This is a genomic window from Convivina praedatoris (assembly GCF_933208495.1).
Classification (GTDB): domain Bacteria; phylum Bacillota; class Bacilli; order Lactobacillales; family Lactobacillaceae; genus Convivina; species Convivina praedatoris.
Window position 1 is genome coordinate 131,463 of the sequence record NZ_CAKOET010000004.1, and the last position, 18,826, is coordinate 150,288.

16 protein-coding genes are annotated in these 18,826 nt (G+C 41.9%); 5 read left to right on the forward strand and 11 right to left on the reverse strand.

The features are described 5' to 3' along the window. Positions 1-81 precede the first annotated feature (81 nt). On the reverse strand, positions 82-2,451 hold the full coding sequence (locus M4974_RS05065; RefSeq protein WP_248715796.1) for an exonuclease domain-containing protein: 2,370 nt from the start codon (positions 2,449-2,451) through the stop codon (positions 82-84). A gap of 130 nt (positions 2,452-2,581) precedes the next feature. Here M4974_RS05065 and mvk point away from each other — a divergent pair, with 130 nt between their 5' ends. The 4 genes from mvk to fni are packed head-to-tail and all read left to right on the forward strand — an operon-like array spanning position 2,582 to position 6,534. Next, positions 2,582-3,511, forward strand: coding sequence for a mevalonate kinase (gene mvk / locus M4974_RS05070; protein WP_248706337.1), 930 nt, complete (start codon positions 2,582-2,584; stop codon positions 3,509-3,511). Next, a complete protein-coding gene (mvaD, locus tag M4974_RS05075) occupies positions 3,508-4,461 on the forward strand; it encodes a diphosphomevalonate decarboxylase (protein WP_248706336.1) in 954 nt (317 codons plus the stop codon). The genes mvk and mvaD overlap by 4 nt, the downstream gene beginning before the upstream one ends. Then, complete coding sequence (locus M4974_RS05080) at positions 4,451-5,482, forward strand: phosphomevalonate kinase (RefSeq protein WP_248706335.1); 1,032 nt, start codon at positions 4,451-4,453, stop codon at positions 5,480-5,482. Before mvaD ends, M4974_RS05080 begins: the two co-directional genes overlap by 11 nt. An 11-nt stretch (positions 5,483-5,493) precedes the next feature. After that, positions 5,494-6,534: a type 2 isopentenyl-diphosphate Delta-isomerase gene (gene fni / locus M4974_RS05085; RefSeq protein WP_248706334.1), complete on the forward strand. Its 1,041-nt coding sequence runs from the start codon at positions 5,494-5,496 to the stop codon at positions 6,532-6,534. A 40-nt stretch (positions 6,535-6,574) separates the two neighbouring features. Here fni and brnQ read toward each other — a convergent pair whose 3' ends face one another. The 10 genes from brnQ to M4974_RS05135 all read right to left on the reverse strand — a co-directional run bounded on the left by brnQ (position 6,575) and on the right by M4974_RS05135 (position 18,149). Next, positions 6,575-7,942 carry a branched-chain amino acid transport system II carrier protein gene (gene brnQ, locus M4974_RS05090; RefSeq protein ID WP_248706333.1) on the reverse strand — a complete coding sequence of 456 codons (1,368 nt, stop codon included), beginning with the start codon at positions 7,940-7,942 and terminating at the stop codon, positions 6,575-6,577. Positions 7,943-8,280: 338 nt separating this feature from the next. Next, the gene (locus M4974_RS05095) at positions 8,281-9,273 is read right to left on the reverse strand and encodes an aldo/keto reductase (protein ID WP_248706332.1); all 993 of its coding nucleotides are present in this window, start codon (positions 9,271-9,273) and stop codon (positions 8,281-8,283) included. Between the two features lie 4 nt (positions 9,274-9,277). Continuing rightward, positions 9,278-10,174 carry a GDSL-type esterase/lipase family protein gene (locus M4974_RS05100; RefSeq protein ID WP_248706331.1) on the reverse strand — a complete coding sequence of 299 codons (897 nt, stop codon included), beginning with the start codon at positions 10,172-10,174 and terminating at the stop codon, positions 9,278-9,280. A 2-nt stretch (positions 10,175-10,176) separates the two neighbouring features. Beyond that, a complete protein-coding gene (locus M4974_RS05105) occupies positions 10,177-11,151 on the reverse strand; it encodes a ribose-phosphate diphosphokinase (protein WP_248706330.1) in 975 nt (324 codons plus the stop codon). Positions 11,152-11,218: 67 nt separating this feature from the next. Then, on the reverse strand, positions 11,219-13,654 hold the full coding sequence (recD2, locus tag M4974_RS05110) for an SF1B family DNA helicase RecD2 (protein ID WP_248706329.1): 2,436 nt from the start codon (positions 13,652-13,654) through the stop codon (positions 11,219-11,221). A gap of 8 nt (positions 13,655-13,662) precedes the next feature. Beyond that, on the reverse strand, positions 13,663-14,316 hold the full coding sequence (locus M4974_RS05115) for a histidine phosphatase family protein (protein ID WP_089937908.1): 654 nt from the start codon (positions 14,314-14,316) through the stop codon (positions 13,663-13,665). Beyond that, positions 14,309-14,656 (reverse strand): DUF1831 domain-containing protein, encoded by a 348-nt coding sequence (locus tag M4974_RS05120; protein ID WP_089937910.1) that lies wholly within the window; start codon positions 14,654-14,656, stop codon positions 14,309-14,311. Before M4974_RS05120 ends, M4974_RS05115 begins: the two co-directional genes overlap by 8 nt. 92 nt (positions 14,657-14,748) lie before the next feature. Then, positions 14,749-16,113 (reverse strand): RsmF rRNA methyltransferase first C-terminal domain-containing protein, encoded by a 1,365-nt coding sequence (locus M4974_RS05125; RefSeq protein WP_248706328.1) that lies wholly within the window; start codon positions 16,111-16,113, stop codon positions 14,749-14,751. Positions 16,114-16,134: 21 nt separating this feature from the next. Then, positions 16,135-16,923: a type I methionyl aminopeptidase gene (gene map, locus M4974_RS05130; RefSeq protein ID WP_089937914.1), complete on the reverse strand. Its 789-nt coding sequence runs from the start codon at positions 16,921-16,923 to the stop codon at positions 16,135-16,137. A 149-nt stretch (positions 16,924-17,072) separates the two neighbouring features. Then, complete coding sequence (locus tag M4974_RS05135; RefSeq protein ID WP_248715797.1) at positions 17,073-18,149, reverse strand: KxYKxGKxW signal peptide domain-containing protein; 1,077 nt, start codon at positions 18,147-18,149, stop codon at positions 17,073-17,075. Positions 18,150-18,516: 367 nt separating this feature from the next. On the opposite strand from M4974_RS05135, the gene M4974_RS05140 reads away from it, so the two are divergent. After that, on the forward strand, positions 18,517-18,813 hold the full coding sequence (locus M4974_RS05140; RefSeq protein WP_248706327.1) for a CsbD family protein: 297 nt from the start codon (positions 18,517-18,519) through the stop codon (positions 18,811-18,813). Positions 18,814-18,826 lie beyond the last annotated feature (13 nt).

Consider the following 18,826-nt stretch of genomic DNA (forward strand, 5'->3'; position numbering starts at 1 on the left):
ACTTTTCCCTGGCAGGACTTGTCTGTAAAATATTATAGCAAAAAAAGCTAGTCACTTTGACTGGCTTTTAATTTTCAAAGGTTAATTCAAGTGAAATTGATAATATTTCACTAAATCAGTTGGAAAATTACGATTAATTTGCAAGCTGGTTGGTAATTCTCGCAAAATCTTACGTGTTAAAGGACTCAGAATTAAGCCATGCTTAACCCCTTGTAAAGCGGTTAATAAAGGTTCCCAATCATCAGATTGGTCCCAAAAACGAAGATCAGGAATCACAACTGCATTGGGTAAGACCGTCTTATGTTGCCATAAAGTTTCTAGATAACTAGGCCCGACAATCATCATAAAACGTCCCTGTTGGTACTGGCGCTGTAACTTTGCTAAGGGAGCCGTTAAATCTTGAGCGACCACGCTATAATCATCCCCATACTGATTACGCAACTTTTGATACCACTCACTAATCAAATTATCCGTTGGTAAAATAAAGAGTATCGGACCAATTTGGCTCTGGGCTAACGCCTGCAAATGCGTATTAAACTGTTGATTAGTTGGAACCATAACCGGTAAAGCCATCTCGGCCAAATCTAGTTGACCCTCATACCAGTTTTTAGGAGCAATATCATCTTGGAAAAAAGTTTTTAAATCAGCCGGTAAAAAGTCATTCATCAAGATTAACCGCCGAACCTGACTAGCAAACTGAGCTTTGCCGAGATTGACTTCATCAATAATAATTTTTAACTTTTGTATTCCTGATTCATCACTGGTTAACCGCGTATCTAATAAAAATTGACGGTGTTTTTGCAAATAATTGATCTTAACCAAGGCTTGATCTAATTCAAAATGGCTAAAGTCAGGATGGATATTTTCTTTTTGCAAGAATTGAGCTAAGTCACTCAAATGGACTAAGAAGTGTTTAATTCGTTTCAAAGCGCCTCTTGCCTGCCCCTGTTCGTAGAACTGTTCCAGCATATTCTGGCAAGTTGCCACCTTACTCTTCAATAATTTTTGAAGGGTAAGTGATTCAAATTCAGAACTCTTTTCAATTAGATGTGCTAGTACTTCACCATAACCTGTCAAGGGTAAGCTTAGCCCATAGTGATGGCGCAGAGTTTTACGAAATTCCAACGAATTTTCCAAAATAGCTAGCGGCCATTGCATCAAATGACGCTGCTTTTTTAAACGTTCTGCCAAGGCCCAGTAGCTATCAAAACTCATCAAAACTAATTGTGATTTTTTAGCCGCTTGCCAAGCCTGTTGATAAAAGGCTCCCTTCTGATTGCTCCGAACCAGGTCACGAACTTGGCGGTGGTTTAAGCCAACCATGATTTCAGCCAGTAACCCAGTTTTGGTTTGACTCAACCAAACCAACAAGCGAGCCTGCCACAAAAAACCATGTTCATTCCCTAAAGCTGCCAAACTTTCATGCAACCGTTTGGGATCAATATATTGATTGGGCTCAAATAATGTTGTGAAACTAAAAGTCGCTAAATCAGATTGTTGATTAAACTTTTTTAAAATAATTTCTTGTTGTTTAAGTAGATTACGATCCTGGGTAATTAACAGGGTTGGTTGAATTTTAGTAAAATATAAAGCCAGCAAAGAACCACTGGTCTTGCCCATTTTGGGTCGAGTTATCAGGTTAAAAACGCCACTTTCTTTACTCTTTAAAAAATCATAAGTTTGATTAATTAGTTGATTTTGACCCGGTCTTAAATCTCGTTCTTCACCAATCAATTGTGCCTGAACTCGACTATCGTAGGAGAAGATCGAATCTGTGGCTGATTTAGTCAAACAAAGTCCGGCACTTTTCGATTGTGATTCAAGCTGCTTAGTCTTACCATTTAAGGCCAAGGTCAAAAAAGCCTGTGTTTGTCGCAAAAGACCCCAATCATAGGCTTTAAGTTGCGCCTTGACCTTGCTTGATAAACCTTCAGCCTTTTGCCAAAGTTTTAGCAACAACAAGGCGGTTGCCTCGGCGTCGGCGCTAGCTCGATGAGCATTTTGCAGTGGCAATCCCAGATAACGAGTTAAATCAATCAATCGATAACCGGGGGCTGTTGGTAGTAGAATTTGGGCCAATTGAACAGTATCAATTGCCTCCAATTCTAATTTTGGTAAGCCAACCCGCTCAAACTCATTATTTAAGTAAGGATAATCAAAATTAACGTTATGCGCTACAATAACCTGATCGCTTAGCAAGTTTTGCAAGAGCGGTGCCAATTCCTCAAAATAAGGCGCGTCGACCACATCTTTTGGCGTGATATGGGTCAACTGTTGGATTGACCGATCAATATCATGGGCTGGATTCACAAAGGAATCAAAATGCTCAACAATTTTTCGATTTTTAATGAAGGTAATGCCAATTTGAATTATCCGGCCACCAGCGCTCACACTGGGCTTGGTGGTTTCTAAATCCACAACGGCAAAGGAACCATGCTGATTCATAGCCATTTCCTTTAATTTAAATTCTAATTTTTAATCTTCCTATTAACTACTTATCTTACATTAATAGTCATCACATTAATGTATTTTACACTACTTACCCCAATGCGGTACAATGTAAAAAGTTATGGAGTATGATATGTCCACAGAAAAAGTCGGCGTCGGCTATTCCCACGCCAAAGCAATTTTAATTGGAGACCATGCCGTCGTTTATAATCAACCAGCCGTGGCCATCCCCCTGCTAAACATGACCGTTAAGGCCACTTTACTACCGAGTCCGGTCGACCAAATGGTGAACCTATCTGGTTTTAGTGGCTCATTAAATGAATTAGGAGCCGATTTAGAAGGCATTCGCCAGTTAATAATACGATTACTAAGCCATTTTAATATGGTCAACCAGCCCTTTAGCCTAACGATTGAATCAAATGTCCCTCAAGAGCGCGGATTTGGTGCTTCAGCTGCCTTGGCAACTGCCATTACTGAAGCTTTTTTTGATTATCATCATCAAAGCATTGACGCCGCTGAACTAAGTGTCTATACCAGTATTTCTGAAAATGTGGCTCATGGCTCCCCTTCAGGCATTGATGCTGCAGCAGTTAGTTCTAAAGATCCAATTTGGTATGAAAATAAAACCATTGAAACTTTTCAAATGAATCTTTCAGCAACCTTAGTTTTGGCTGATACCGGCGTTCGAGGTCAGACCCTTCGGGCTGTTGGCATTGTTCGAGATCTTCTAGAGACCAACCAAGAAACTAGCTGGGCAGCCATTAATCATCTCGGCGAAATTGCTAGTGAAGTTCGCCAAGATTTGTATCATAATCACCCCAAACATCTAGGGCAATTGTTTACCATGGCTCACCATGAATTACAGTCCCTCAACGTTTCCCATCCTAAGTTGGATAATTTGGTCAATGCCGCCCTCCACAGCGGTGCCCTTGGCGCTAAGCTAACTGGCTCTGGAATTGGCGGGGCCATGTTTGCCCTAGCCAAAGATAATAACGATGCTATTCAAATCGCCAATGCCCTCAGTAAGGCCGGTGCTCAAAATACTTGGATTCAACCTTTATGACAAAAACAACTGCAACTGCACATACCAACATTGCGCTAATTAAATATTGGGGTAAAAAAGATGCCCAGCTAAATTTACCAACGACTAGTTCGCTTTCGCTAACTCTAGATAAATTTTATACAACCACAACGGTTGAAAACAGCGATATTGACCAACTAATTATTAACGGTCAAATGGCTGACCCGAACCGAGTTCATCATTTTTTAGATGGCTTGCGGACTGAACTAGGTGATTTTAGTCCACTTTTAATTTCCTCACAAAATCATGTGCCCACAGCTGCTGGTTTAGCCTCTTCGGCTTCAGCTTTTGCGGCCTTGACGGCAGCAACTACGCGTCATATCGGCCTGGATTTACCATTAACGACCCTGTCACGCCTAGCCCGGCGAGGTTCTGGATCAGCAACCCGTTCCTTATTTGGTGGTTTTGCACTATGGCAGGCTGGTACCAATGACCAAACTTCTTACGCTAATGCTCTGCCCACATCCAATATCCCAATTAGTTTATTAGTGGTAGAAATTTCTGGCTTACAGAAGAAAATTTCATCTAGTGATGGCATGCTACGAGCCATGACTTCCCCTAAGTATGAGCAGTGGGTTCATGATGCTAACTGGCAAATCACAGCCATGCAGACAGCATTACAAGCCGGTGATTTAACCCAGGTGGGTCAATTAGCCGAAAATAACGCATTAGCCATGCACGCCTTAAATTTAAGCGCTAAAGACCGACGTTTCACCTATTTCACACCTCAGACCATTCAAGTCTTAGATTTGGTTAAAAAACTACGTCAAAATGGTTTAATTGCCTATGCCACTCTTGACGCAGGGCCAAATGTTAAAATTATTACCCATGCCGACCAGGCAGCTTATATTCAAGCACAGCTCCATCAAGAACTACCAAAATTACGCGTTACGATTGCTCATCCTGGCCCAGGGGTAAGCTATGAGCAATAATGGTCATTTTAATATTCCCGGAAAGCTCTTTTTAGCAGGTGAGTATGCAGTTACCCAAGTCGGTAATCCAGCACTGATTGCTGCTGTCCAAAAGGGCTTACAAATCACGATTGCTGACCAAGCTGATTACAGTCAAATTGACTCCGACACCATACCAGAGGCACTGATATTTGATATTAACCAAGTTATTCAGCCAACTAATTCACGTTGGGGTTACGTACAAGCTACTTTACAATTAGTATTAGCCTACTGTAAACGGACTGGTTTGACAGATACCTGGTCTAATTTTAAATTAACAATTAAAAGCGACATGGTTGCAAATGGACAAAAGTTAGGTTTAGGTTCTTCAGCGGCTATCACCGTAGGGATTGTCCGTGCCTTAAATTTCTTCTTTAAATTAGATTTACCCCTTTTGACCCAGTTTAAATTATCAGCTTTAGCCCATCTTCAAGTTCAGGGTAATGGTTCTTTAGGGGATGTGGCTGCCATTACCTATGGTGGCGTAATCGCCTATCAACGACCCCAGTTTACAACTTCAATATCTGCTCAAGGTGTTGACATAATTGACCAACCATGGCCAGGTTTAAAAATTACCCCTCTAGTCTGGCCGACCGACTGGCAGTTACTTTTAGGAGCAACGGGCCAGGCCGCTGATACGAAAAAAGCTTTAGCAAAAAATCGTTTAACCGCTAGCTTTTACCAGGATAATCAGGCCATTATTAAACAATTATTACAGACAGTCCAGGTCGGTAACTATACCGGCTTAAGACATAGTTTAAATGCCAACCAATCCTTACTCACCAGTAATTTACCATCGGCCTATCTCACACCTAAATTACACATTCTCTTAGCTAGTTTAGAACAACAAGCCTGTGCCGGTAAAGTTTCCGGAGCAGGTTTTGGGGATAACGGTTTTGCCATCCTCAATCATCTCGAACAAAAGCAAGCCCTTGAACCGGTTTGGCAAGCGGCCGGAATTCAGTGTCAATTGCTAAAAATAGCGCCAACTAGAACAGTTTGACGGAGATTTATATGGAATCACAACAAGCCCAACGAAAAAATGAGCATTTATCCTTAGCGGTTAAAATGTGGCGCCAACAGCAATTAAAAGTTATCGGGGCACCTTTTGAAGCAGTCCGCTGGGTGCCTAATTCCTTACCTGAATTAGGGGAGAACGATATTACCTTAAATCAAACAATATCCGGCCTAAATTTTAGCTGGCCATTTTACATTGAGGCCATGACAGGCGGTTCTAATTACACCAAGGAAATTAACGGCCAACTGGCTCAAGTGGCTAGTGAAACTGGCATCGCCATGGCCGTTGGTTCCCAATCAATTGCCATTAAAGATCGTCAAGTAACTGATTCCTTCAAAATTGTTCGTCAAGCAAATCCCAACGGAATTGTGATTGCTAATTTAGGAGCCAATCATCCTCTCGACCATGTTTTACAAGCCGTTGATATGCTTGAAGCCAATGCCTTAGAAATGCACGTGAATGTCGCTCAGGAATTGAGTATGGCCGAAGGAGATCGTACTTTTTACTGGTTAGATAATCTAGCTAATATTATTGCTAAATCACCAGTACCAGTCATTATTAAAGAGGTCGGCTTTGGTATGGGAACATCCAGTATTCAGCAAATTGCCGCTCTTGAGCCGGCCGCAATCAATATTGGCGGCACAAATGGTACGAATTTTGCCACCATTGAACAAGCTCGTGACTTAAAAAACAGCAATCCAATTGATTTTAGCCATTATGGTTTTTCAACAATTGAAAGTTTGTTAGCTGCCCAAAAAGCTCAAATTTCCATCCCCATCATTGCAACCGGTGGAATTACTAAGCCAAATGACATTATCACCAGCCTCATATTAGGGGCTACCCTAACCTCTTCAGCCGGCTACTTCCTATCGACTTTGGTCACTCAAGGCCCAACTGGGCTTTACCAAACAATTACCGATTGGCAAAAAGCCCTACCAAAATTCATGTTAGCCTTGGGCGTCCGTCAAGTTAATGAATTAAGGGCAGTCCCTCGGATTTATAATTCAGACTTACAAAATTTCATCCATCAACTATAAAAGCAGCTGTCTCTTAAGCGAGACAGCTGCTTTTTACTACTTAATTATTTTTTGATTTCATTATGACTGTACCAGTTAATCCTAAAATCAGTCCTAGCAAGGCTGGAACTAACCAGCCAAAGCCAATGGACGCACCAGGAATCACGCTCTGGTACCACCCAGTTTTTAAAAGGCCGTTGGCAGTGGTATAAGAAACCAATCCGCCTAATTGATTGGCAAAGGGTGCATTTGATAGACCATCAAAAATTGCTGGAACTAAAGTAAAGAAAATCGTTGTCCGATAAATTAGTTTGTTTTGTTTAATCCAAGGATTTAACAAACCCAAAATAATTAACACAATCGCCAGCGGATATAAGAACATCAAGACTGGCGCTGCCCACTTAATAATTTGATCCAAACCTAAATTAGCTACCAAGAACGATAATACAATCGTCACTGCCAACCAAAGACGGTAAGAAATTTGTGGAAAAATGCGATTAAAATCCTGAGCAAAACTAGCCGTTAAGCCCATGGCGGTCGTAAAGACTGCTAAAGTACCCATTACCCCCAAAAAGGCTTGACCAAAACTACCAAAATAAAACTGCATAATTTGACTAAGGGCAGTGGCACCATTTTCAGAAAGAGAAACCTGTCCCAAAGAACTAGCTCCCATCAAAATTAAACCAATATAGACGGTCGCCGTACCCAGCATAGCCCAAAAACCTGTTTTAGCAATAATTTTACTAATCGTACCGGCTTGGCGGTAACCCATACTTTCAATGGAACGCACAATTGTAATCCCAAAGGTTAAGGCAGCGATAGCATCTAAGGTGTTATAACCTTGCAGAAAAGCGGCCGAAAAGGCATGGTGCGTATACTGACTAGTAACAGGTTGCTGCAAACTACCCATTGGGTGTAGCCAGCCTAAAATGAAAATAATAATTAATAAAATAATAAAAATTGGATTCAAATATTTACCAATTAAATTGATTAGACGCTTACTTTGAATACTAGCCAGATAAACTAGAACAAAGAAAATAATGGAAAAAATAACTTGTCCGCTACCGACCCAAGTCTTGGGCACCCAGTTAGCAAAACTCAGTGAGTAAGCAACCGTAGCCGTTCGAGGGGTTGCAATCAAAGGTCCCAAAGAAATATGGCAGGCAATCAAGAAAATAACGGCAAAACTAGTACCAACTGGTCGGGCTAAATCATAAATTCCAACCGAACGAGTGGTAGAAAGAGCAATTAGAGCCGCTAAAGGAATTAAGGTGGCACTTAGCAAAAAGCCACCGGTGGCTGATAGCCAGTGAGCACCGGCCAATTGGCCTAAATGCACGGGAAAAATTAAGTTACCAGCCCCAAAGAACAGACCAAATATCAGCGATACTAGTAAAATAATTTGTTGTTTCGTGAGTTTTTTTTCCATATCTTTTCCTCATTATCCACTTAATACCACATAAAAACCCGCTTGATTTATCACTAAATCAAACGGGCGTAGATACGCGGTACCACCGTAATTTTTACTCAAATCTTAACTACCTGTCTTTCAATCAACAGAGAGCCGTACGAGATATCGGTCGTGACCGGTTGATACTCTTCGCATCAACTTTCTCCAGAATTACTTTCATACGGTAATGCCAACACCTTTTCACTTAACGGCGCTCCCTAAGTAGCAACTACCCTATTACTCTTTCCTTCAAAGAAGTGTAAGGAAATTTTATCGTATTTTTCTAACTTAATCAAGTATTAATTAAAAATAAATGATTATTTTTTAAGAATAGCTTCAATTCGGACTAGTTCATCAGTTGAAAATTCTGTATTTTGGGCAAAAGCCAAATTATCCAATAAATGTTCAACCTTACTAGCACCAATAACCACACTGGCTACACGCTGATCTTGCAATAACCAGGCCAGAGCCATCTGGCTTAGTTTCTGACCACGAGCTTGGGCTATTTGATTCAAGGCCTGCAACTTAGCTACTACTGCATCTTTCCCTTGATCAAAGAGGAACTGGTTAGTTCGATGAATTGGGAAGTCAGCTGGAATACCATTCAAATAACGATCCGTCAACAGTCCTTCAGCCAAAGGGCCATAGGCAAATAAACCGGCATGGTGCTGGTTTAAAGTATCCAACAAACCTGAATCTAAAGAGCTTCGGTTCAACATGTTATAAGAAACTTGGTTGCCAATAAATGGTGTCCCTAAATCTTCAAAAATTTCTGCAATAGCTGCTGTTTGCTCAGCTGTATAGTTGGACACACCAACGTAGAGCGCCTTTCCTTGCCGAACTAATAAGTCTAGAGTCCGAGCTGTTTCTTCTAAACGAGTATTGGGATCCCAACGGTGAGCATAAAAAATATCAACGTAGTCCAGTCCCATCCGCTTTAAGCTCAATTCCAAGGCGTTGACCAAAGTTTTTTTACCAGAAAATTCACCTAGAGGTCCCGGCCACATATGATAACCGGCCTTGGTTGTGATGACTAATTCCTCACGGTAGGGCTTCAAATCTTGCCGATAAACCTGTCCAAAAGTAACCTCGGCAGTCCCATTACTTGGCCCATAATTAGACGCATTGTCAAAACTAAAAATACCACTATCAAAGGCTTTTAAAATAACATTACGAGAATTCTCAAGGGGCATTTGATCCCCTAAATTACGCCACAAACCAAAAGATACTGCTGGTACAATCAAACCAGAATCACTAACCCGTCGGTAGGGTAACTTATTATAACGATTTTCATCAGCTGCATAGACCATTAATTCATACCTCCAAAAGATTTAAAATGTTGTGTGCTGCTCGTTGATGTTCAACTAGATTGGGATGGCGACCAGTCACATAAACCTGCCAATCACTGGTATCTACTACCTCAAAACAGTCAAAACGCTGAGCTTCCGTTTTAAAAATATCGACAAAAGCGCCATTATAGGGCGTTAATAAAATAAACCGAGCTTGGTGAAAGCGTTTGATTAGCTCTAACAAATAGACACGTAAGCCAAAGGCAAATTCCTGCCGGTTGGCACCATAATTCGCATCATTTAAGCCGTAGTTAACGACTACTAAATCAGTTTGCACCCGCGGGCGGGCAATGGTTTCCCCAATTTTCCACAGCGCTTCAATAGCACTGGGCTCTTGAAAAGGTGCATGACTGGTAAGACCGGTTCCCCCATATGCAATCCGAGCCAAAGGTCGCTGCAACGCCTGCGCTACCAATTGCGGAAAGCTCAATTCCGGGTGATGTTGTAGGCCATCCATACACTCACCGGCTGTAATTGAATCACCCACAAAGGTTACATAAGGCTTTTGAAAACCAACCGGTTCCAAGGCATGCTGACTGGTTACAGACATTAACCGAACTCCTTGTTGCCATAAAGCAATCTGCCCCATCGTCAAATTTTGTAATACGATTTGATGCCGATGGGTGCCTGCCGGCAAGTCTAATCTAAGCTGATTATCAATTGGTAAAACAACTTGAAAATCATGCTGATCAATTGACCACAGCCACTGTAATCCCGGATAGACTTGAGATAGAGTGACCACGACCGTATCGGCTTGATGACTAATAAAATTTAATTGCGCACCATACTGACTGGTGACAAAATCACCATCAGCTTTCCCCCATTCGGGAGATAAAATTTTCTCTAAATCAATTTGTTCCATTATTACACTTCCGGATTATCCGGGCTCAAGAGAACCGGGGCAATACTTTCATGGGCAATGACCCGCTTCAAACCGGCTGCAAAAGTTTCGGCAACCGATAAATCTACCAGCTTTGAAAAACGCTTGTTATCCGGTACTTCAATGGTGTTTGTTACTACTACTCGTTGAATTGGTGAATTTTCCAAAAGTCCGACAGCTGAACCCGATAATACTGCGTGTGTTGCCACAGCTTCAATATGGTGGGCTCCCGCTGCTTGAATGGCTTCACTGGCTAGTACCATCGAACGACCGGTATCAATCATATCATCCAGAATCAAAGCAACTTTACCAGCTACATTGCCAGTAATTTGATAAGGCTTTGTCCGTTGATCATCTTCATCTTGACGTCGGTCAACTAAGGCCCATTGAGCGCCCAAAATTTTAGCAAAGCGTTGTACCATTTTTAAGCTACTAGGGTTAGAAGCAACTACGACAACGTCATCACCGATTAGACCCCGTTCATAAAAATAGTGGGTTTGAACTGGCATCGCTAAGAGATGATCCACCGGAATATCAAAGAATCCTTGCACTTGACCGGTATGCAAATCCATCGTGAGCATTCGCTTAACGCCCTGACTTTCTAACATATCGGCAATTAGCCGAGCCACAATTGGTTCTCGAGAACGGGCTTTACGATCCGAACGCGCATAGCCAAAATAAGGCATAATCACGTTAATGGATTTAGCTGAAGTGCGACGAACCGCATCAATGAAGATCATCAACTTGATGAAATTATCATTAACTGGATCACTAATGGACTGGATAACATAAACATCCATCCCCCGCACTGAATCCTCAATCCGTTCATAAATTTCATTATCTGCAAACATTTCTAGCTGAACTTTGGCTAAAGGTAAGTCTAATTTTTCTGCTATTTCTGCTGCTAAAGTGGGATTGCTACCCAAATCAAATAAACGATATTCAGGATTACTAGTCATTTTGTCTCCATTTGTATATGTAAATTTAGCAAACGTCTCTCTTGCCTATTATACCAAGTTTAAGAATCTAGGGCATAAAATCATAGGGGCTAGTGCCTAGCATCCCCACCAAGGGATCTTGACTAGCCTGTCTTAAAGTTGCCTGATTTAAACCACCAGCAGATCCAGCCGAAACAGATTGTTCTTCTGTTTCAGTTAGCATTGATTTAATCGGCTGGTTATTTTGGGGGACTTCCTTAGATGGAACAGGCCGAGCGGTGGTCTCCACCTGACCTTGTAAACGATCTACTAGGCTAGTTTGCCGTTTGGGAACCGCTCGGCTAGCAGCCGTTTCAAAAGCCGAATAGTTACCAACCATAATTAAGGCTTCTTTAGCTCGTGTAATGCCAGTATAAAGCAAATTACGATTAAGCATAATATAGAACTGGTCAGTTAAGACCATGATTACCAAGCGAAATTCATTTCCCTGAGCCTTATGCACGGTTGTCGCATAGGCTAAAGTTAGCTGATTTAAGGACTTTTTGGGATATAGTAACTCCTTACCGTCAAAGTCAACCACTAAACTATCTTCATGGCCCTGGCCATCACTCCGATAGTGGACTGCAATCACCTGCCCCATGTCGCCATTGTAAACATCTCGTTCACTATCGTTTTCTAATTGTAAAACCTTGTCACCCTGGCGGAAATTAATTTGTCCATGTTGGAGGCTCTTTTGACCTGGTTTAATCGGATTAAATAATTCTTGAGCCATTAAATTCAAAGCATTAACGCCCGCTTCGCTTTTGTACATGGGCGTTAAAATCTGCACTTCATTAGCAGAATAACCCTTTTTAAAAGCTGCTTCTAACACCTGATAAATAGCCGAAGGCACTTGCGCACCATCCACCATAAAACTAGCCCGGTCCCCCTGGTTAGCCGCAAAGTTTTGCGGTAAATAACCAGCTTTGATATCAGCAGCTAGAGCATTAATACTGCTTCCCCGACCCTGACGATAAATTGTATCCAATTCAACTTGAGGAATCACCTGACTCGCTAACATGTCAGCCAAAACATTACCTGGGCCAACTGAAGGTAGCTGATCACTATCCCCAACAAAAATCAGGGTAATGTCTTTAGGTAAAGCAGACAACAACTGGGCTGCCAACTCAATGTCTAACATGGAGGCCTCATCAACGATAAGTAAGCCACCATCGATTGGATTATCCGCATTAAATTCAGCCTCTCCACCGTCGGTGATACCTAATAAACGGTGGATTGTGCTGGCCTCATAGCCAGTAATTTCAGTCATTCGTTTAGCGGCTCGACCAGTTGGTGAAGCCAAACGAACCCGCTGACTTTTCAACCAATCGGTCCCAAAACTTCCTTGTTGGGCAACAACTTGAACTAGTTTTTGCCAGGTAGCAACCATACTTTTGATAATGGTCGTTTTCCCAGTTCCAGGCCCACCAGTCAAGACAAACAGACGCGAAGCCAAACCAGTCTGCACCGCTTGTTGTTGCTTATCGTCAAGCTCAATTCGATCTGGTACCACCAAATGTTGACCAACTTGGTTAACATTGAGCGGAAAGCTACCTGGAGAAACCAGCAGCTGCTTTAATTGTTGAGCTACGGTAACTTCAGCATCATAAAGTGGTTTAGGATAATAGCGTTGCTGATCAACCACCACCCGATGAGCTGAAATCAATTCATCCAAAGCCGTTTGAATAGCCTCTGATTGCTGGATATCAGGCTGTCTTAATAAAGAGTCCGTTGCGCTTTCTAACTGGGCCAAAGTTAGAAATGTATGTCCCTGTCGAAAAGTTAAAGCGTTCATAGCTGCATAAACAGCCGCCCGCATTCGCTCGCCATTATTGTCTTGAAAGCCACTTTTTTGAGCAATTTGGTCGATTTTTTTAAAGGATAGGCCGTCAAATTCAAAGACAAAACGGTAAGGATGGTTAATCAAAATATCCTCAGCCTCATCTCCATATTGATCGTACAATTTCCCGGCTAAGTCAGCACCAATCCCGTATTGGTTTCCCAATTGAAAAAAACGCTCCAATCCCAAATTCAATCGGAGCGTGCGATAGAGATTTTGCGCGAGGGCTGGTTTAACCATTCCTGCTAAGACACGAGGATCATCTAAAATTAATTGGATAGCATTCAAACCCAAACTATTCACAATCTTAGCCGCCGTCTTTGGCCCTACTCCTTTAAACTGGCCCGAAGCTAAGTACTTGATTAAACCATTTTCGTCTGGTGGCAGTTCATTTTCATAGCGTTGGGCTTTAAACTGCTGACCATACTTGGGATGGCGCACTAAATCACCATAAAAATTATAGACTGAACCCTCCTGCACATCTGCAAAAGTACCGGTGACAATAATCTCAGGCTCTTGCCAATCAGCCAAGGTGCTATCCTCTACTAATACCGACAAAATTTTAAAATAAGAATCACTGGCCGCAAAAATAATATTTTGCAGCGTGCCACTAACCATATCCAATTGTTCTTCTTGTTCAGTCATACAAACCCTTAAATGGTTGTTGAATCATCTTGTTCTTTATTTAAATAATCAGTTTGATTCCAGGCTTTCACATCAAAGTGTTGCCCATCTTCGGTCGTTAAAATAGTGGTCGAAGTATTACTTAAGCCACCGCGTTGACGAATTTCAGAACGAGCAGTCCCCAGTAAGGCATTCAAACCAAAGGAAAGAATCAAACCATGGGCAACTAATAATACTTTACCATCCGGATATTGCTGAACCAAATTAGTAATCAATCGTTGAAAGCGTGTGACAGCGGCCGTATAGCCCTCTCCATCAAATTCTTCCCCTTCAAACTCTTCTAAATGATTCCGATACTGATCGTAGGCTTTGGGAAAATCCTTGGCAACTTGACTAGTCAATTCCCCTTCCCACTGACCCAAACCAACTTCTAGCAAATTTGAGCGGATTGATAGTTGGGGAGCATCTTGCCAATCACTCACAATCACCTCGGCTGTTACCCGGGCTCGCCGTAGTGGTGAAGTATAAGCATGATCAAAAGTTACGTCCTTTAAATAATCCGCCACCCGGTGCATATCCTGATAACTAGTTGGCAAAAGCGGTGAATCGCCTTGGCCACCTTGAAAACGCCGTTCCAAATTCCATTCCGTCTGACCGTGTCGTACAAAGTAAAAATCAGTCATGCTTTACCCGCTCGATGATGCCACGTTGCACCAATTCATCAATAAAGAAATGATAAAGTTCAATCAATTGAGGGGCATTCGGATTTTTAAAAATATCAATCCGTGCACGATCACCAGCAGCTACCGTACTCATCTTAAAACCAGTCAAATCAGGGTTAATGGTCAACTTAAGTTGTATGGCCTGTTCCAACAGTTTATCGGGTTCCAAGGCCCGATGCAAAACAAAGGCACCAGCATTATTTGTAATAAAACCAACATCCAATAAAGTATATTTTTTAATTGTTGCGTTCAGACGATAAGTAGTATCGCCTGGAATGGTCACTTCTTTTGCAAATGCCATTGAAATCTCCACCTTCCATAATACGTAAAGTCTATTTAATTATATCAAAAAATCGACCTTCACAACTAGGCCGATTCTGCCTTTCTACCGCTTTAAACGTTAAAACGTAAACCTTTGGGGTAGAAATTTTTTAATTGTCCATTCACATATTTAGCCCAACCTAAACCATTGCCTTGGACCAAAATTAAGACCCATCCCTTAGCAAAGTTTGTTCGACTGGTTAACACATCGCCATGTACATACTGGGGCCATTCGGCTTCATCAAGCTCGTAACTTTGCTGAACTTGCTGAGCGGATAATGCCAACGCGAGGGCATGGTCTGGTTCAAATCGCCGTTTTTTAAAACTCCCCAAGGCTAAACCTGGTCGTAGAATTTTAAATGATTTCAAATCCGGACAATCGACCGGAACCAAAAATACACGTTCCCCAAATCGGACTAAACGCCCAAAATCTAAGTCAAAGTTCATCAGACTCTGCCTACAAAAGTCAGTCAATAAGGACTGTTCCTCGGTGGATAACTTAGCCGGTTTCAATACTTTAGGAACTGACACTTTCCTATCATCATCTGTCTTAACTAGGCGGGCAACAAAATGACCTTCTCCTTGAACTAGATTAGGCCACAGGCGCGCTGTCCCCTGCAACTGTTCTAAATTATCTCCCCAGGCCACTTGGCCATCACTAATATGGCTATTAGCTGGTTTAATAATTGGATCAATCCTAAATTCTGGATATGTTGCCACCAACCAGGCAATCATCTGCTCATCTTCTTCGGGAGCAAAGGTACAAGTAGAGTAGACCAAGGTCCCGCCCGGTCGTAACATTTGAACAGCTGAAGCTAAAATTTCTTTTTGGCGCAAGCTACATTCCAAAGGATAATTTTCATGCCAATATTGGATAGCATCGGGATCTTTACGAAACATCCCCTCCCCCGAACAGGGCGCATCCAAAAGAATTTTATCAAAATAACCCGATAATTTTTGGGCTAATTCCGCCGGCGTTTGGGATGAAACCACAACATTTTGCAAACCTAACCGTTCCACATTTTCACTTAAAATCTTAGCCCGGTTCATGAAGATTTCGTTGGCCCATAAGAGTCCTTGCCCCTTCATGAAGGCCGCTAAATGAGTCGTTTTTCCACCAGGAGCAGCCGCTAAATCTAAAACACGTTCACCAGGTTTAGGTTCTAACACTTCCCCAACAAATTGAGCCGACGGTTCTTGTGAATATTGCACCCCCGTCACATGGGCGATACTATGTCCATCTACGCGCCCATAGTAACCCCACTGACCATAGGGTAATTTAGGATCACTGGATTGACTTAAAAAACTGGTCAGATCCTTAAGGGGATTCAAGCGATAGCCCTTTTGCACCGGTTGATTAAAGCTCGCAAAAAAAGCCGGTGCATCAGCACCAAGCAAATTTTCATATTTTTGAATAAAAGCCTCTGGTAATGGCATTAGTAACCTCGTGACTACTTTTTATAGATAAGGGGCGTCAAATTCAGGATCTTGACTAGTCAAAATCTTAGGACCGTCTTTGGTAATGGCCAGCGTATGTTCATACTGGGCTGACCAAGAGCCATCGGCCGTGCGGACTGTCCAACCATCTTCTGGTGTATCATCGGTGATAACTTCCCAACCGCCCATGTTAATCATTGGCTCAATGGTAATAACCAAACCTTCTTGCAAACGCACACCATGTCCTGGCTTACCATAGTGGGGCACTTGTGGATCTTCGTGCATAGTTGGTCCCACACCATGCCCAATATACTGGCGCACATCGCCATAATGATGCTGATTCTCAGTGTAATCTTGAATGGCCCAACCAATATCACCAATCCGGTTACCAATAACTGCTTGATCAATACCCAAGTAAAGAGACTTCTTGGCTACATCCATCAATTGCTGAACCTCAGGGCTAACTTCGCCAACCGCATAAGACCAGGCTGAATCGGAAACGGCCCCATCCAAGCCAACCACAGTATCCACTTTAAGCAAATCACCATTTTTAAGCTTCAAACCCTTACGGGGTAAACCATGGGCGACTTCGTCATTAATACTAATGGTAGTGGCATATTTAAAGCCTTCGAATCCAATTTGCAAAGGCACGGCGCCATGACTTTCAATGTATTCACGACAACGGGTTTCAATTTCCCAAGTATCAATACCAGGCTTGACTAGGTCGCGAACCATATGGTGCATGCCGGCAAGAACAGCCCCTGACTTGCGCATCGCTTCAATTTCTCGTGGTGATTTTAAACTAATCATATTTTTCTTTCTTGGCCTCTTTTGTTCATGATTGTTTAATCAATTTATTTTGATTAAACAGCAACTCTATTTTAACAAAATCCACCAGTATAAAACCAATAAAAAAAGCCACCCGAAGGTAGCTTTAATCAATACCAAGAAACTTGGTATTAGTGCTTGCGCTTGTAGCTCAATACACCAAATGATGCAGCAACAGTAGCAGCAGCCAATGCAATCAAACCAGCTTCATTGTTTGAAGCCTTTTCAGCAGTTGCAGGCAATGCTGAGGCAGCAGCCTTCTTAGCAGCAGGTGCTACAGCAGGCTTAGCGGCTGGCTTTGCAGGAGTAGCAGCTGATGAAGTTGAAGTTGATGCTGGAGCTTGGCTCTCTGATGTAGTACTTTGAGTACCTTCACTCTTAGGAGTTTCGCTCTTAGGAGTTTGACTGTCAGGAGTTGGAGTTACTGGCTTAGCAGCAGGGAAATCCTTAACTACAGTTGAGTCAGTTGAAGTAGTCTTTGTTGAAGTAACTTGGATGTCATTCCAAACAACGTCATTACCTTGTCCAATTTCATCTGACAAAGGAACTTGTTCGAACTGGAATGCGTACTTACCATTAGTTTGTGGAGTAAAAGTGAACGTTGTTGTGTTTTCACCAGCTTTGTTAGCATACAACGTACCTTCAGCCATTACAACACCAGGCCCTTGTGGGTCACCACTAGTAGTTACAACCTTGAAGTTTACTTGACTGTGAGCTGCTTCAGTTCCCATTGCCTTAGGAAAGGCCTTAGTACGATCACCAGTTACAGTGAATGTCTGAGCCTTACCGTTAGCTTCAAAATTGTAAAGTTGAGTAGTGTCATTAACACCGTTAGCGTTAACCTGATTCTTTGAATTTGTGTGTTTTACAGTGCTTACAGTTTCAGCATGAGACTTGTAAGTCTGAGTCAAAGAACCATCAGCATTCTTTGCTTCAGTAGTAGTTGTAGTTGTAGTTGTCTTTGAACCATCTGCATTAGTAACAGCAGGAGTGGTAACAGTACCAACAGCAACAGGCTTCTCGCCTTCCTTAGCAGTTTCGTGCTTAACATTAGTGTCAGCAGCTGCAGTTGTTGCTGCAGTAGTAGCAGCAGTAGCATCATCAGCGTTTGCTGATTGTGCAGCAGCAGGAACCATTGCCAAAACAGCAGCTCCGGCAACCATCCACATCTTACCTGACTTAAACATCTTATAACGTGTATCAGTCATATATCTTTCCTCCATCATTTCACATGATTACTGTGTGCAATCATTTTCAGTAAATCGAATAATCTACCGACCGGCGTGCACTTTCTCCGCGTGTAATTATTTCTTACAACAATTAAAGTATACAGCATAGGAATGTAAAAAAACAAAAAAAATTTCCTAATTTAATCAACTTTATTTAATATTTTATAATTTTATTGTTTATTATTTAATTATTTAAATTTTTTAATGGTTGATTGTTGCGTAAAATCTACAATTTCAATAGGAATTTAACCTTCAATATTTAGTTTCTTCTTTTGAAAGAATATGTTTGACAAAGATACCAATAGCCACCATAATTAAGATAAGTTGAACAAAGGAGATTTTAGTTATGAAGAACTTTTTGCTTGGATTAAGTCTTGTTGGTAACGCAGCTTTGGCATACACTTTGCTAAAGGATCAAGATTCAGTACGTGAATTACGTGATCGTGTTGATGCTATGACCGATGAATGGTCTGGTAAGGCACAGCAAATCAAGGGTGCCGTTACAGGTAATACCGGTGATAAGGTTGAAGGCTCCTTTAATGAAGCCAAGGGCAATGTTAAGAATGCTGCTCAAGACGTTCAAAGTGACGTCAAGGATGCTGCTAAAGATGTTAAAGAGAAGGCCGAGGAAGCCCTTTCTTAATCAATATAATTAA